Here is a 16,019-nt window from a genome sequence, read left to right as displayed (position 1 = left end):
CCCGTCCCTCCCCTTGAAGGGGAGGGAGTGCGTCCCCCGAATCTCCGTTGAAACGGAAGGCAAATTGATATTATCGGCCAACTCTTTCATTTGCACCCGTTGACCAAGGTGGCGAGCCATTGCCGGTCAGTCTCGGGTAGACTTGCGTTTCTCGGGCGCGCCACAGGGCGCGCCCGCCTCCCTTTCACCTCTGACCGACTGCCATGGCTCAATACGTATTCACGATGAACCGCGTGGGCAAGATTGTCCCGCCCAAGCGCCAGATCATCAAGGACATCTCGCTCTCCTTCTTCCCCGGCGCCAAGATCGGCCTGCTCGGCCTCAATGGTTCGGGCAAATCGACGGTGCTGCGTATCATGGCCGGCGTCGACAAGGACATCATCGGCGAAGCGACGCCGATGCCGAATCTCAGGATCGGCTACCTGCCGCAGGAACCGCAGCTCGACCCGGTGCAGACCGTCCGCCAGGAAATCGAGTCGGGTCTCGGTGAAGTATTCCAGGCGCAAGCCATGCTCGAAGCGGTATACGCCGCCTACGCCGAGGCGGACGCCGATTTCGATCAGCTCGCCGAGGAACAGGCTCGCCTCGAAGCGATCATCGCCACGGCCGGATCGGACCTCGAAAGCCAGCTCGAACTCGCCGCCGACGCCTTGCGCCTGCCGGCGTGGGATGCGCTGATCGGCAACCTTTCCGGAGGCGAGAAGCGCCGCGTCGCGCTGTGCAAGCTGCTGCTCTCGAAGCCGGACATGTTGTTGCTCGACGAACCGACCAACCATCTCGACGCCGAATCGGTGGACTGGCTCGAACAGTTCCTGGTCCGTTTTCCTGGCACGGTGGTCGCCGTCACGCACGATCGCTACTTCCTCGACAACGCCGCCGAGTGGATTCTCGAACTCGACCGTGGCCACGGCATCCCCTGGAAGGGCAATTACTCGAGCTGGCTGGAGCAGAAGGAAGCGCGCCTGGAAACCGAGGGGCGCCAGGAGGCCGGCCGCATCAAGGCGATGAAGCAGGAACTCGAGTGGGTGCGCCAGAACCCGAAAGCCCGGCAGGCCAAGAGCAAGGCGCGCCTGTCGCGGTTCGAGGAGCTGTCCAGCGTCGAATACCAGAAGCGCAACGAAACGCAGGAGATCTTCATCCCGGTCGGCGAGCGCCTGGGCGGCAAGGTCATCGAATTCAGGGACGTCAGCAAGTCCTTCGGTGAACGCCTGCTGATCGACAAGCTCAGCTTCAACGTGCCGCCGGGTGCGATCGTCGGCATCATCGGCCCGAACGGCGCCGGCAAATCGACGCTGTTCCGCATGCTGATCGGCCAGGAGCAGCCGGACTCCGGCGAAATCGAGATCGGCAACACCGTCCGGCTCGCCTACGTCGACCAGAGCCGCGATTGCCTAGACGGCGACAAGACGGTCTTCGAAGAGATCTCCGGGGGGGCAGAACTGCTGACCGTCGGCAAGTACGAAACGCCCGCGCGCGCTTACATCGGCCGCTTCAACTTCAAGGGGGGCGACCAGCAGAAACGCGTCGGCCAACTCTCGGGCGGCGAGCGCGGTCGCCTGCACATGGCCAAGACGCTGATCGCCGGCGGCAACGTGCTGCTGCTCGACGAGCCCTCGAACGATCTCGACGTCGAAACGCTGCGCGCGCTCGAAGACGCTTTGCTCGAATTTGCCGGCAGCGTGCTGGTGATCTCGCACGACCGCTGGTTCCTCGACCGCATCTGCACGCACATCCTGGCCTGCGAGAGCGACTCGCAATGGAGCTTCTTCAGCGGCAACTACCACGAGTACGAAGAGGACAAGAAGCGTCGCCTCGGCGAGGAGGCGGCCAAGCCGAAGCGGATTCGCTACAAGCCGATCACGCGCTAGCCGGCACGCGCCTGGCCACCTGCTTGCGGACGGGCGCCGAAGCCGCCGCCGGTCAGCGCTTGCGGCGGGCCGCGCCGCCGGCGGCCGCAACCCTGGCCGGCATCGACTCCCGAGCCGGCGCGCGCGCGCTCGTTCTCGCGTACGGCATGGCCGCTGCCGTGCCCAGCGGCTGAAAGAACGGAATCAGGTGTTTCCTGCCGTTGCCGATCAGGTCGGCGCGCCCCATCTGCTTCAGGGTTTCGCGCAGCAGCGGCCAGTTGGCCGGATCGTGGTAACGCAGGAAAGCCTTGTGCAAACGCCGCTGGCGGCCGGCGCGAACGGTGTCGACCGCCGCCGAGTCGCGGCCGACCTTCTGCAACGGGTTCTTGCGGCTGTGGTACATCGCCGTGGCAATCGCCATCGGTGTCGGCAGAAAGGTCTGCACCTGGTCGAGCCGGAAGTTGTGGCGCTTCAGCCACAGCGCGAGATTGAGCATGTCCTGGTCGGTGGTGCCCGGATGCGCGGCGATGAAATACGGGATCAGGTACTGCTCCTTGCCGGCCTCTTTCGAGAATTTCTCGAACAGGATCCGGAACTGCTCGTAGGAATCCATGCCGGGCTTCATCATGTGCGCCAGCGGCCCATCTTCGGTGTGCTCCGGCGCAATCTTGAGATAGCCGCCGACGTGATGGCTGACCAGTTCCCTGACGTACTGCGGATCGCGCACCGCGAGGTCGTAGCGCAGACCGGAACTGATCAGGACCTTCTTCACTCCCGGCAGCGCCCGTGCCTTGCGATAGAGCTGCAGCAGCGGCGTATGGTCGGTGTCGAGGTTCTCGCAGATGCCCGGGAAGACGCACGACAGGCGCCGGCACGCCGACTCGATCTTCGGGTCCTTGCACGCCAGGCGGTACATGTTCGCCGTTGGTCCGCCGAGGTCGGAGATGACGCCGGTGAAACCCGGCGTCTTGTCGCGGATTTCCTCGATCTCGTGCAGGATCGACTGCTCCGAGCGGCTCTGGATGATCCGTCCCTCGTGCTCGGTGATCGAACAGAAGGTGCAGCCTCCGAAGCAACCGCGCATGATGTTGACCGAAAAGCGAATCATCTCGAAGGCCGGAATCTTCGCCTCGCCGTAGGACGGATGCGGCCGCCGCTGGAACGGCGCGGCGAAGACACCGTCCATCTCCGGCGTCGACAGCGGGATCGGCGGCGGGTTGAGCCAGACGTCGCGCTCGCCGTGCGCCTGCACCAGCGCACGCGCATTGCCGGGGTTCGACTCGACGTGGAAGGTGCGTGAGGCGTGCGCGTAGAGCACGGGATCGCCAGCCACCTGCTCGTACGAAGGCAGGCGGATCGCGGTCCGCGCCCGATCCAGCTTCGGCATGCGCTGATGCGACTGGAACTGTAGTTGAATCACCTGCGTGCGGCCACCGGCAGGCGGCGGCTTGGCGGCACAGGCTGCCGCAGCCGCGTCCGTCTCAGGAGTCGGCGCGTAGGGATCGGCGTGGCGAATCAGCAGCCCCGGCGTGTCGACCTCGGTCGAATCGATTTCAACCCAGCCCTCGCCAGGTAGCCAGCCGCGCGGCACCATGAAGGCCGTGCCGCGCAGATCGCGGATCGCGGCGATGTTCTCGCCGGCAGCCAGACGATGCGCCAGTTCGACGAGGGCGCGCTCGGCGCTGCCGAAGATCAGCAGGTCAGCTTTCGAATCGGGCAGGACCGAGCGGCGCACCTTGTCCGACCAGTAGTCATAGTGCGCGATACGGCGCAAGCTGGCTTCGATCGAACCGATCACCACGTTGGCGCCGGGGAAGGCTTCGCGACAGCGTTGGGCATAGACGACAACCGCGCGATCCGGTCGCCGGTTGGCTTCGCCGTTCGGCGTGTAGGCATCGTCGGAACGTGGCTTGCGGTCGGCGGTGTAGCGATTGACCATCGAATCCATGTTGCCGGCGGTGACGCCGAAGAACAGATTCGGCTTGCCGAGCACCCGGAAAGCCTGCGCCGACAGCCAGTCCGGCTGGCTGATGATGCCGACCCGAAAACCCTGCGCTTCGAGCAGTCGCCCGACCAGCGCCATACCGAAACTCGGGTGGTCGATATAGGCGTCGCCGGTGACCAGGATGATGTCGCACGAATCCCAGCCCAGTTCGTCCATTTCGGCGCGCGACATCGGCAGGAAGGGCGCAGTGCCGAAGCGACTGGCCCAGTACTTGCGGTACGAGAAGAGATTGCGGGGGGCGCTATCGGGCATGCTGCTGCGGAGAGGGTTCATGGGCTCCGAATTCTACAGGAGTACTCCTCTCCACCCGGGGCTGCCGATTGCTGCACCGCAACTTGCCAAGCGCAAAATCTGGCTGTAAGGTCGCGAACTGGAATATATATCGTATACGATATTCGGAGTTCACCACTCGCTCATGCCATCGCTTCTCGAACTTGTCGCCGCTCAGAAGACGCCGCGCCTCAGTGCGTCGGATCATGTCGCGCAGACGCTCAAGAAGGCGATTGTCGATGGTTTGTTGCCGGCCGGCGAACTGCTCCGGCAGGACGAGATCGCCAGCCACTTCCACGTCAGCAAGATCCCGGTTCGCGAAGCGCTCAAGCACCTCGAGGCCAAGGGTCTGGTGACCTTTCTGCGCAATCGCGGCGCCGTCGTCGCCTCGCTGTCGGCAGCCGAGATCGATGAATACATGGAAATCCGCGCCATGCTCGAAGCCAGGGCGGCACGCCTCTCGGCACCCCTGATCAGCAACCAGGCCATTGCACAGGCGCGCCAGCATCTCGACGAGTTCGGCCTGGCGGTCGAAGCCGGCCGCTGGGGAGAATTGAACTGGCTCTTTCATTCGACACTGTACGCCGCGGCGACGCGGCCGATCCTGCTTGCCGAAATCCGTTCCCTGTACAACAAGGTCGAGCGTTACGTACGCGCGCTCTTGTCCGTTACCACCGAAATGCCCAAAACCCAGCACGAACACGCCGCGATCCTCGACGCGTTCGTCCGCCGGGACCCCGACGCGGCGGCAGAACTCACTCGGGCGCATGTGCTCGATGCGGGTGCGTCACTTGTCCATTATCTCAACGAGCACCGTAGCAAAGGAGGAAACACATGAGCAAGCACATCCTGTCGGCCGGCTTCTGTCTGCTGGCCCTGGCGGGCACCAACGCCTGGGCCGAACATCTGGTGGCCATCGCCGGCCCGATGACCGGCCAATACGCTTCCGCGGGTGACCAGATCCGCAAGGGCGCCGAAATGGCCATCGCCGACATCAACGCCAGGGGTGGCGTGAACGGCGAGAAGCTGAAGCTCGAAATCGGCGACGACGCCTGCGATCCAAAACAGGCCGTCGCCGTCGCCAACCAGATGGTGAACAAGAAGATCATCTTCATGCATGGCCACTGGTGCTCGTCGTCGACCATCCCGGCGTCCGAAGTCTATGTCGAGGCCAACATCCCGGTGGTCACCGTGTCGACCAATCCGAAGGTCACCGATCGCGGCCTGAAGAACATCTTTGCCATCGCCGGTCGTGACGACCAGCAGGGCCAGGTGGCAGGCGCCTACCTCGCCGAGAAGTTCAAGGGCAAGAAGATTGCGGTAGTCGACGACAAGAGCGCCTACGGCAAGGGCCTGGCCGACGAAGTGGCCAAGGCGATGGAAGCCAAGGGAGTCAAGCCGGCGCTGCGCGAGTCGATCACCGCCGGCGAGAAGGACTACTCCGGGCTGGTCAGCAAGCTCAAATCCTCCGGCGTCGAGGTGATGTCCTACGGTGGTTACCACACCGAAGTGGCGCTGATCCTGCGTCAGGCACAGCAGGCCGGCCTGAAGCTGACGGTGATGGGCGGCGATACCATGTCCAACACCGAACTGGCCACCGCCGCCGGTCCCGAGGCAAACAACGTGCTGTTTACCTTCGGTCCGGATGCGCGCAAGAACCCGAGTGCGGCACCGATCGTCAAGAAATTCCACGATGCCAAGGTCGAACCGGAAGGCTACGTCCTCTATGCCTACGCCGCTTTCCAGCTCTTCGACCAGGCGGCGACCAAGGCCAAGAGCACCAAATACGCCGACATCGAAAAGACGCTGCGTAGCGGTTCCTTCGATACGGTCATCGGCAAACTGTCGTTCGACGCCAAGGGGAACAGTTCGGCGCCGGCCTTCGTCGTATACCAGTGGAAAGACGGCAAGTACGACTATGTGAAGAAGTAGTCGCCGGGCGGCGCGTCCACGCGGGCGTGCCGCCGACTGGCGACAGCCGCCGCGGCGACCACCGCGGCGTGCAGCCACCGACCTCCGCCCGCCGGCGGACCCATGAACCACCGCGGCCGACACCCCGTGTCGGCGCAGATTCGACGGGAAGACAGCATGAGCGTCGCCCATACCAACGCCTTACGCCAGCGCCTGCGGGCTTATCTTCGGATCGACGAAGCCCAGGTCGTCGAGGAACTGATCGCCGTGGCGCGCTGCAGCCCCGCCGAGCAGCAGGGCATTCAACAACGCGCCACACCACTGGTGCAGACGGTTCGCGAAAGCCGTCTGAACACCGGCGGCATCGACGCCTTTCTGGCCACCTACGACCTCTCGTCGCGCGAGGGCGTGGTCCTGATGTGCCTCGCCGAAGCGCTGCTGCGGATTCCCGATTCGGCTACCGTCGATCGCCTGATTCGCGACAAGATCGGCAACACCGAGTGGGAAAAACGGCTCGGCGCTTCGCACAGCACCTTCGTCAATGCCGGCACCTGGGCGCTGATGCTCACCGGCCGCATCGTCAATCTCGACAACGACGACCGCAATCTCGGCGGCACGCTCAAACGCCTGGTGGCGCGTGCCGGCGAACCGGTGATCCGGCAGGCGGTGATCACCGCGATGCGCATTCTCGGCCGCCAGTTCGTGATGGGTCGCAATATTCACGAAGCGCTGGAGCGCGCGCGCAGCGCCGAAAAAGCCGGCTATCGCCACTCCTACGACATGCTCGGCGAATCGGCGCGCAGCAGCGCCGACGCCTTGCGCTACTTTGAGTCCTACAGCGCGGCGATCCGGGCGATCGGCGATGCCGCCGCCGGCCGGCCGGCTTTCGAGGCGCCGTCGATCTCGATCAAGCTCTCGGCCCTGCACCCGCGCTACGAAGTCGCCCAGGAAGCGCGCGTACGCCACGAGTTGCTGCCGGCGGTCAAGGCGCTGGCGCTCAGGGCCAAGGCCCGCAACATCGGTTTCACGATCGACGCCGAGGAAGTCGATCGCCTGGAAATGTCGCTCGACCTGATCGAGGCGCTGGCCACGGCTCCCGAACTGGCCGGCTGGGATGGCCTGGGCCTGGCCGTGCAGGCCTACCAGAAGCGCGCGCTGCCACTCATCGACTGGCTCGCCGACCTCGCGCACCGCGCCGACCGGCGCCTGATGGTGCGCCTGTGCAAGGGCGCCTACTGGGACGCCGAGATCAAGATCGCGCAGGAGCGCGGCCTCCCGGACTACCCGGTGTTCACCCGCAAGGGGTCGAGCGACCTCTCGTACCTGGCCTGTGCGCGACGCCTGTTCGCCGATCCACAGGCGTTCTACCCGGCATTTGCCACCCACAACGCGCACACCCTGGCTGCCGTCGCCGAAATCGCGGTCAGCGCCGGCGGCAGCGACGAATGGGAGTACCAGCGCCTGCACGGCATGGGCGAGGAACTCTACGACCAGGTCGTCGGCGAAGACAAATGGGGGCGCGCCTGCCGGGTATACGCGCCGGTGGGCAGCCACGAAGATCTGCTGGCGTATCTGGTCCGCCGGCTGCTGGAGAACGGCGCCAATTCGTCATTCGTCAATCGCATTGCCGACGCCAGTCTGCCGATCGACGCGCTGATCGCCGACCCTGTCGAGAAGGTAGCGACCCTGCCCATCAAACGCCAACCGCGCATCCCGCTGCCGCGCGATCTCTTCGGTGCCGAACGCGCCAACAGTGAAGGACTGGACATGAACGACAAACCGACCATCGAGGACTTGCGCAACACCATCGACCAGAGCGTGCGGATCAGCTACAGCGCGGCCCCGCTGATCGCCGGCAAGCGTCGCAGTGGCGCCAGCAAGGCGGTGCTCTCCCCGGCCGACCAGCGCGAGGTCGTCGGCCACGTGATCGAAGCCGGCGTCGCCGACGTCGGCGAAGCGCTGGCCATCGCGCAGGCCGCTTTTCCGGCCTGGGAAGGGACTCCCGCCACGGCGCGCGCCGCCGCCCTCGAGCGGTCCGCCGACCTGCTGCAGGGACGCTTGCCGGAACTGGTGGCGCTGATCGTTCGCGAAGGTGGGCGAACGCAGGCCGACGCGGTTTCCGAGGTGCGCGAGGCGATCGATTTCTGCCGCTACTACGCCGCGCAGGCTCGCGAGAAATTCTCGGAGCCGATTGCCCTGCCCGGCCCGACCGGCGAACGCAACAGCCTGTCGCTGCACGGCCGCGGCGTATTCGTCTGCATCAGTCCCTGGAATTTCCCGCTGGCCATCTTTGTCGGCCAGATCGCCGCGGCCCTGGCCGCCGGCAACACGGTCGTCGCCAAACCGGCCGAACAGACGCCGCTGGTCGCCGCGCTGGCCGTCGAGCTGCTGCACGCTGGAGGCATTCCCGCCGAAGCGCTGGCCTTCCTGCCGGGCGATGGCCGCATCGGCGCGGCGATGGTTGCCGGCCGCGAATGTGCCGGCGTCGCTTTTACCGGTTCCACCGAGGTCGCGCGCCTGATCGCCCGTACACTGGCCGAAAAGGAGGGCCCGCTGGTGCCGCTGATCGCCGAGACCGGCGGCCAGAACACGCTGATCGCCGATTCGTCGGCGCTGCCCGAACAGATCGTCCGCGACGTCGTCGCATCGGCGTTCAACTCCGCCGGGCAACGCTGTTCGGCCTTGCGCGTGCTGTACATCCAGACCGACATCGCCGACCGGGTCAGCGAAATGCTCGCCGGCGCGATGCAGGAACTGCGCATCGGCAACCCGGCCGAGCTCGCCACCGACGTCGGTCCGGTGATCGACGAGGCGGCGCGCGGCGTACTCGCCGCGCACGCCCGCTGGCTCGACAGTTTCGCAAAGCCGATCTTCACCTGCCCGCTGGACGACGACGCCACCCGCCACGGCACCTTCTTTGCGCCACGCGCCTACGAAATCGACAGCATCGCGCGTCTCGAGCGCGAAGTCTTCGGGCCGATCCTGCACCTCGTCCGCTGGCGCTCCGAAGACCTCGATCAGGTCTGCGCGGCCATCGCCCATACCGGCTACGGCCTGACGCTGGGCATCCACAGCCGCATCGACGAAACCATCAAGCGCATCACCGACCGCCTGCACGTCGGCAACACCTACGTGAACCGCAACATCATCGGCGCCGTCGTCGGCGTGCAGCCCTTCGGTGGTGAGGGTCTTTCCGGCACCGGTCCGAAGGCCGGCGGGCCGCATTACCTGTATCGCTTTGCCAGCGAGCGCACCGTTTCGGTGGACACCACCGCGGCGGGGGGTAACGCCGGGCTGATGGCGCTTGACGAAGGCGAGTGAACCACCCTTCGCATTGGCCAGTTGCCTGCACGCGTGACCTTATGGCACCCTGTGATCAAATGAATACTCTTTCGGGAGAAAGGCATGTCCGCCAACGTTGAAGAACTTGAGGCCGAGGTGCTCGGCCTGCCTGCTGTACAACGCGCTCGCCTGGTAGAAAAGCTCATCGCCAGTCTTGAAGTTGAACCAGACGTTGAAAACGCTTGGGCGGAAGAAGTTGAAAGACGCCAGGGAGAGATAGAAAGTGGAACAGTGCCGCTACTACCCGGCGCTGAAACTCTCTCCCGCTTGCGGGCCGAATTTAAATGAAGTATTCGCTGCACCCCGGGGCGGCCTCAGACCTTCGGGAAGCGGCTGAATATTACAGGCAGCAAGCAGGTCCTGTTCTTTCGCAATCACTTCTTGCCGAGTTTGAGCGCGTGGTTCAACTGCTGATGCAACGTCCGCTGCTTGGAACACCTTGGATCTACGAGAAGCGGCGCTTGAATATGAGGCACTTCCCCTACGCCATCGTCTATATGATCGCCACAGAAGAAATTCGTGTATTGGCCGTCGCCCACCATAGCCGCTGCCCCGGCTATTGGCGGAAGCGGAAGTCGCAGCCAAACCTTTGAACAAGTGAAGTTCGGACACTGGACCATCTCATCCCTGGACACCCATGATTGAAATCGATTCCGAGGCGCAATGCTTGCTTGTTGCCACTCCGAATTACACATTCGCTGCATGCGTACTACTGCATCCTCTCGATAGGTGCCATTCATCCCAATCGGCAGGATGCGCTTGGTACGGCTCGTAGAAGCTTCGAAGAGTTACCGATCGCGCACCCAGTATAACCGCGTGATTTGCTGACACATCTGATGCAACAAGGAGAAGGTTCATGGCTCTCGCCCTTCAGCAACTGATCAACGGTCTGACCCTGGGTGCCGTCTATGGCCTGATCGCCATCGGCTACACGATGGTCTACGGCATCATCGGGATGATCAATTTCGCGCACGGCGACATCTACATGGTCAGCGCCTTCATCGCGGTGACGGTGTTCACCCTGCTGGCCACTTTCGGCATCAGTTCGATCCCGCTGTCGCTGCTGCTGGTGCTGCTGGTCGCCGTGCTGTTCACCTCGGTCTATGGCTGGACCGTCGAGCGGACGGCCTACCGGCCGCTGCGCGGCTCGACGCGGCTGGCGCCGCTGATTTCGGCGATCGGCATGTCGATCTTCCTGCAGAACATGGTGCAACTGACGCAGGGCGCGCGTGTCAAGCCGATCGCACCGGTGCTGGTCGGCGGCATCGACCTGCTGACCGTCGATGGCTTCACGGTCCGCCTGGCGTATTCGCAGATCCTCATCGTCTTGGTCACCATTGCGCTGATGGCCGGTTTCACCTGGCTGATCACCAAGACCTCCTTCGGCCGTCAGCAACGCTCATGCGAGCAGGACCGGACGATGACCGCGCTGCTCGGGATCAACGTCGACCGCACGATCTCGCTGACCTTCATGCTCGGCGCCGCGCTCGCCGCCGTCGCCGGGGTGATGGTCACTGTCTATTACGGCGTCGTCGATTTCTTCATCGGCTTTGTCGCCGGCATCAAGGCCTTCACCGCGGCGGTGCTCGGCGGCATCGGCTCGCTGCCGGGAGCGATGCTCGGCGGCCTGCTGATCGGCCTGATCGAAGCGTTCTGGGCGGCGTATCTGTCGGCGGAATACAAGGATGTGGCGACCTTCAGCATCCTCATCCTGGTGCTGATGTTCCGCCCCTCCGGCCTGCTCGGTCGCCCTGAAGTGGAGAAAGTCTGATGTCCGCTCTCGTTCTCGCGCATCACCGGATTTCGCCCACCGAGCGTCTCAAGGACGCCGCAGCGGTGGCCTTCATCGCCCTGCTGCTGGGGATTCCGATGATCGGCCTGACCACCATCGACCAGGGCGGCGCGCTGCGCATCGCCACCCGCTGGCCGGCGCTGCTGGCCTTCATCGCCGCCTGCTTCGTCGGTCGCCTGCTGCTGCGTTACGTCTTCGACCAACTGCGTGCGCGCAAACTGGCGCGCGAGCAGGCCGCGGCGGCGGTGCGCGACCGCAACCTGGCGGCGAGTCCGCTGCTGACCTGGGTCGGCTGGGGCGCGCTCGGCGTCTCGCTGGCGCTGCCGATCGTCTTCACTGACAACCGTTACGTGGTCGACACCGCGACCACGGTGCTGATCTACGTGATGCTCGGCTGGGGACTGAATGTCGTCGTCGGGCTGGCCGGCCTGCTCGATCTCGGTTACGTCGCCTTCTACGCGGTCGGCGCCTATACCTACGGCGTCCTGGCGACGCAACTGGGCTGGACGTTCTGGCAGGCGCTGCCGGTCGCCGGCGCGATGGCCGCGAGCTTCGGGATCATCCTCGGCTGGCCGACGCTGCGTCTGCGCGGCGACTACCTGGCGATCGTGACCCTGGGCTTCGGCGAGATCATCCGCGTCATCCTGGTCAACTGGACCGAGTTGTCGGGTGGCCCGAACGGCATCACTTCGATTCCACGTCCGTCGTTCTTCGGCCTGCCGTTCAAACCGCCGGGGGACGACCCGACCTTTGCCTCGTTTTTCGGGCTCGAATACTCGCCGAGCCACCGCATCGTCTTTCTTTATTACCTGATTCTCGCGCTGGCGCTGCTCACCAACCTGTTCGTGTCGCGGATGCGCAAGCTGCCGATCGGCCGCGCCTGGGAAGCGATGCGCGAAGACGAGATCGCCTGCAAGGCGATGGGCATCAACGCCCGCAACGTCAAACTCTCGGCTTTTGCCATCGGCGCCATGCTCGGGGGTTTCGCCGGCGTTTTCTTCGCCGCCCGGCAGGGCTTCATCTCGCCGGAATCCTTCACCTTCAACGAGTCGGCGATCATTCTCGCGATCGTCGTTCTCGGCGGCATGGGCAGCCAGTTGGGCGTGGTTCTCGCCTCGCTGGTGCTGGTCCTGCTGCCCGAACTGGGGCGCGACTTCGCCGAATACCGGATGCTGCTCTTCGGCACGGCGATGATCCTGATCATGATCTGGAAGCCGGGCGGCATCCTGGCGCACCGCGAACCGACGCTGCGTTACCTTGCGACGACAGGTGACAAGCGATGAGCGCGGCGCCGCAGCCCCTGCTCAGTGTCGAGCGCCTGACGATGCGCTTCGGCGGCCTGATGGCCATCGACGACCTCTCGCTCGACGTCGCCGCGCGCCAGATCACCGGCGTGATCGGACCGAACGGCGCCGGCAAGACGACCTTCTTCAACTGCCTGACCGGTTTCTACAAGCCGACGCTGGGCAGCGTCCGCCTGAACCATCCGCAGCGCGGCCCGATGCGGCTCGAAGAGCTGGCCAGCCACCAGGTCGCGCGTACCGCCAGGGTGGTGCGCACCTTCCAGAACATCCGCCTGTTCCCGAAGATGACCGTGCTCGAAAATCTCATCGTCGCGCAGCACAACGCCTTGCAACACGCCTCGCGTTTCTCGCTGGCCGGTCTTTTCGGCCTGCCCGGCTATCGCCGCGCCGAGACCGCGGCGACCGAAAAGGCCGTCGGCTGGCTGCAACGGCTGAATCTGATCGACAAGGCCGATACCGCCGCCGGCGAGTTGCCGTACGGCATGCAGCGGCGTATCGAGATTGCCCGCGCCCTGTGCGTGGACCCGCTGCTGCTCTGTCTCGACGAACCGGCAGCCGGCCTCAACCCGCGCGAATCGGCCGAACTCAACGAACTGCTGAAGCACCTGGCGCGCGACGAAGGGATCGCCATCCTGCTCATCGAACACGACATGAGCGTGGTGATGAATGTCTCGGACCACATCTGCGTCCTCAATTACGGTCGCAAGATCGCCGAAGGCACGCCGGCGGCGATCCAGCGCGACCCGAACGTGATCAAGGCCTATCTCGGCGAGGAAGATGCCGACGAGGAACTGCACCCGGAGGCCGTCCAATGATGCTGCAACTGTCGGGGGTGCATGCCCACTATGGCTACATCCACGCGCTGCACGGGGTCGACGTCTCGGTCCAGGTCGGCGAGGTGGTCACCCTGATCGGCGCCAACGGCGCCGGCAAGTCGACGCTGATGATGTCGATTTTCGGCCAGCCGCGCGCCTCGGCCGGGCGCATCGTCTTCAACGGCGAAGATATCAGCAAGCTGCCGACGCATGAAATTGCCCGCCGCGGCATCGCGCTGGTCCCCGAAGGCCGGCGCATCTTCCCGCGCATGACGGTGATGGAAAACCTGCAGATGGGTGCGGTGCTCGGCGAGGAGATGAACTTCGCAGTCGACCTCAAACGCATGTACCTGCTCTTCCCGATTCTCGAGGAGCGCTGCCAGCAGCGTGCCGGGACCCTCTCGGGCGGCGAGCAGCAAATGCTGGCGATCGCCCGCGCGCTGATGAGCCGGCCGCAACTGCTGCTGCTCGACGAACCTTCGCTGGGCCTGGCACCGTTGTACATCAAGAAGATCTTCCAGATCGTCCGCGAACTGAACCGCGAGCACGGGATGACCATCCTGCTCGTCGAGCAGAACGCCCACCACGCCCTGCGCGTGGCGCACCGCGGCTACGTCCTGCAGCATGGGCAGATCATCCTCTCGGGCACTGGCCACGAACTGCTGGCCAACCCCGAGGTACACGCCGCCTATCTCGAAGGCGGCCAGGCCGCGACGGCCAGCTAGGTCGTGGACGGCAGCAAGGCGCCGCCACGCTGGCTGCCGTTTCTGGTCCTCGGCGTCGGGCTGCTGGCGATCTCCTGCGGCGCCATTCTGGCGCGTTTCGCGCAGGCACATGGCCTGCCCTCGCTGACCATCGCCACGCTGCGCCTCGGCCTGGCGGCGCTGCTCATCACCCCGCTCGCGCTCTGGCAATCGGGCCACACCTTGCGCGCGCTGACCCGTCAGCAGGGGCTGCTCACCGTTGGCGCCGGTTTCTTCCTGGCGCTGCATTTCGCGACCTGGATCACTTCACTCGAATACACTTCGGTGGCCAGCAGCACGGCGCTGGTGACCACCAACCTGCTGTGGATCGGCATCGCCTCGTTCGTCCTCTTCGGCGACCGGCCGAGTCGGCTGATGGCTGTCGGTATCGCCATTTCGATCACCGGCAGTGGGCTGATCTTCTGGAGCGACAGCCGCGACAGCGCGCCGGGCAGCAATCCCCTGCTCGGCAACTTCCTCGCCGTCGTCGGCAGTTGGTGCTTCTCGGCCTATCTGCTGATCGGCCGCCGCCTGCGCGCCAGCCTGCCGTTACCGGCGTATGTCTGGCTCGCCTACGGCAGCGCCGCGATTTTTCTGCTGCTCGCCTGCCAGGCCAGTGGTACGCCACTGACCGGATATCGCAACGCCGCGTATGTGGTCGCGCTGGGCCTAGCGATCGGCCCGCAGTTGCTCGGCCACAGCGCGTACAACTGGTCGCTCAAGCACGTTTCGGCGACCTTCATCGCCGTGGTGACTTTGGGCGAACCGGTCGGCAGCGCGCTGCTGGCATGGCTGTTCTTCGGCGAAGCTTTCGCTTTATTGCAGGGAACCGGGTTTGTGCTGCTGCTCGTCGGGATCTACCTCGCGGCGCGGGGTGAAGGGGGCTAACCCGATCACCGTGGAAATTCCAGAGTCTCCGTCACTTCACGCTCCGGGAGATCCAGTTCCGTGCCGCCGTAAGCCGGACTGAACACGCGCACCGCCAAGTCTCCGAGCCGCTCGGGCGCCGCCACCGCCTGCTTCAGGATTCGGCGCGCCTCTTCTTCCATCGACACCGCATGCCTCGCCACCCGCACGCGCAGTTGTACCAAGGTCTCATCATCGATTTTTCTTACACTTAGACTCGCCACGCCTAGTCTCCCAGGACCGTCGATAAGACGGTCTGATGATAGCGTATGCTGGCATCGCCTGCATACGCCAGCAACAATCCTGTGCGGCAGAACCGGCCCACGCTAGCCGAGAGGATGCTCTTTCGACGCGGCTTTCTCGAATCGGCATCGGACTGCCGCCACCAGCTCGGTTCGACGGCGACAGAACCGATTCGCCAGCGGCCGCGCGGAAAAGAATGAGACAATGCCGCCTTCGGCGGTCTGCGTTACCGCCATCGCAGCGCGCCGCTCCGCGGGACGGCGTATCGTAAGTCGTGAGGGCTTCCGCCTCACGACGGTTAACAAAATCGGGAGTCATCGATGCGACCCGATGCGCATGTGTTGCGTCGGCGTTTTTTCCTGGCGATCCGTCGCCTTGCCGCCATCCTCTGGATCGCCGCTCTTGCCGGGCCATGCGCCGGTGTGCTGCACGCCGCCGAATGGCTCGTTGTGCCCGCCGCTTCGCCGCCGGGCGCGGACGATGACGCCCTGCACGTGCTGCTCGCCTCCTGGAAAGGGCGCCCGGTGATCATCAACTTCTGGGCGTCGTGGTGCGAACCGTGTCGCGAAGAGATGCCCTCGCTGCAGCGCCTCGCCCGCCGGCAACCGCCACAGGGCCTGGCGGTGGCCACCGTCGCAGTCGCCGACCAGCGCACCACGCTCGACCGCTTCCTCGCCGAGAACGCCGTGCAACTGCCGGTCGTCGATGATCGCGAACAGTCCATCAGCCGTGCCTGGGGTGCCCGTGTACTTCCCACGACCGTGATCCTTGATCGGCACCACCGCATTCGACTGCGTGCTCAGGGGACGATTGACTGGGATTCCCCGGCGGTAGAGAAACA

13 protein-coding genes and 1 pseudogene are annotated in these 16,019 nt (G+C 64.9%); 12 read left to right on the top strand and 2 right to left on the bottom strand.

Translation table 11 applies throughout. The features are described from left to right. Positions 1-203: 203 nt before the first annotated feature. On the top strand, positions 204-1,868 hold the full coding sequence (ettA, locus tag AC15MQ_RS15305; protein ID WP_483080529.1) for an energy-dependent translational throttle protein EttA: 1,665 nt from the start codon (positions 204-206) through the stop codon (positions 1,866-1,868). Between the two features lie 52 nt (positions 1,869-1,920). Here the strand turns inward: ettA and AC15MQ_RS15300 are convergent, their stop codons facing one another. After that, complete coding sequence (locus tag AC15MQ_RS15300) at positions 1,921-4,125, bottom strand: YgiQ family radical SAM protein (protein ID WP_483080528.1); 2,205 nt, start codon at positions 4,123-4,125, stop codon at positions 1,921-1,923. A 142-nt stretch (positions 4,126-4,267) separates the two neighbouring features. On the opposite strand from AC15MQ_RS15300, the gene AC15MQ_RS15295 reads away from it, so the two are divergent. The 10 genes from AC15MQ_RS15295 (at position 4,268) to AC15MQ_RS15250 (ending at position 14,917) form a co-directional block, all read left to right on the top strand. Continuing rightward, the gene (locus AC15MQ_RS15295; RefSeq protein ID WP_287655735.1) at positions 4,268-4,960 is read left to right on the top strand and encodes a GntR family transcriptional regulator; all 693 of its coding nucleotides are present in this window, start codon (positions 4,268-4,270) and stop codon (positions 4,958-4,960) included. Next, positions 4,957-6,054: a branched-chain amino acid ABC transporter substrate-binding protein gene (locus tag AC15MQ_RS15290; protein ID WP_483080527.1), complete on the top strand. Its 1,098-nt coding sequence runs from the start codon at positions 4,957-4,959 to the stop codon at positions 6,052-6,054. The genes AC15MQ_RS15295 and AC15MQ_RS15290 overlap by 4 nt, the downstream gene beginning before the upstream one ends. Before the next feature lie 156 nt (positions 6,055-6,210). After that, the gene (gene putA / locus AC15MQ_RS15285) at positions 6,211-9,354 is read left to right on the top strand and encodes a bifunctional proline dehydrogenase/L-glutamate gamma-semialdehyde dehydrogenase PutA (RefSeq protein WP_483080526.1); all 3,144 of its coding nucleotides are present in this window, start codon (positions 6,211-6,213) and stop codon (positions 9,352-9,354) included. A gap of 84 nt (positions 9,355-9,438) precedes the next feature. After that, positions 9,439-9,663 carry an addiction module protein gene (locus tag AC15MQ_RS15280; RefSeq protein ID WP_287651800.1) on the top strand — a complete coding sequence of 75 codons (225 nt, stop codon included), beginning with the start codon at positions 9,439-9,441 and terminating at the stop codon, positions 9,661-9,663. Next, positions 9,660-9,968, top strand: coding sequence for a type II toxin-antitoxin system RelE/ParE family toxin (locus AC15MQ_RS15275; protein ID WP_287651801.1), 309 nt, complete (start codon positions 9,660-9,662; stop codon positions 9,966-9,968). The genes AC15MQ_RS15280 and AC15MQ_RS15275 overlap by 4 nt, the downstream gene beginning before the upstream one ends. Positions 9,969-10,231: 263 nt before the next feature. Continuing rightward, positions 10,232-11,146 (top strand): ABC transporter permease subunit, encoded by a 915-nt coding sequence (locus tag AC15MQ_RS15270; protein ID WP_287669580.1) that lies wholly within the window; start codon positions 10,232-10,234, stop codon positions 11,144-11,146. Then, positions 11,146-12,450 (top strand): high-affinity branched-chain amino acid ABC transporter permease LivM, encoded by a 1,305-nt coding sequence (livM, locus tag AC15MQ_RS15265; protein WP_483080525.1) that lies wholly within the window; start codon positions 11,146-11,148, stop codon positions 12,448-12,450. Before AC15MQ_RS15270 ends, livM begins: the two co-directional genes overlap by 1 nt. After that, positions 12,447-13,286 carry an ABC transporter ATP-binding protein gene (locus tag AC15MQ_RS15260; protein ID WP_287651804.1) on the top strand — a complete coding sequence of 280 codons (840 nt, stop codon included), beginning with the start codon at positions 12,447-12,449 and terminating at the stop codon, positions 13,284-13,286. Before livM ends, AC15MQ_RS15260 begins: the two co-directional genes overlap by 4 nt. Next, positions 13,286-14,011, top strand: a complete 726-nt coding sequence (locus AC15MQ_RS15255) for an ABC transporter ATP-binding protein (RefSeq protein WP_287651977.1) — start codon at positions 13,286-13,288, stop codon at positions 14,009-14,011. Before AC15MQ_RS15260 ends, AC15MQ_RS15255 begins: the two co-directional genes overlap by 1 nt. Positions 14,012-14,014: 3 nt before the next feature. Continuing rightward, a complete protein-coding gene (locus AC15MQ_RS15250) occupies positions 14,015-14,917 on the top strand; it encodes a DMT family transporter (protein ID WP_483080524.1) in 903 nt (300 codons plus the stop codon). A 5-nt stretch (positions 14,918-14,922) separates the two neighbouring features. Here AC15MQ_RS15250 and AC15MQ_RS15245 read toward each other — a convergent pair whose 3' ends face one another. After that, on the bottom strand, positions 14,923-15,159 hold the full coding sequence (locus AC15MQ_RS15245) for a FitA-like ribbon-helix-helix domain-containing protein (protein ID WP_483080523.1): 237 nt from the start codon (positions 15,157-15,159) through the stop codon (positions 14,923-14,925). Between the two features lie 339 nt (positions 15,160-15,498). Between AC15MQ_RS15245 and AC15MQ_RS15240 the strand changes: the two are divergent. After that, positions 15,499-16,008 (top strand): annotated as a pseudogene (locus AC15MQ_RS15240) (TlpA disulfide reductase family protein); the annotation flags it as partial. Positions 16,009-16,019 lie beyond the last annotated feature (11 nt).

The sequence above is a fragment of the Candidatus Accumulibacter propinquus genome (genome assembly GCF_056856495.1).
Note: the sequence above shows the minus strand (reverse complement) of the source record. Positions and strands in the feature narration are given on the sequence as shown.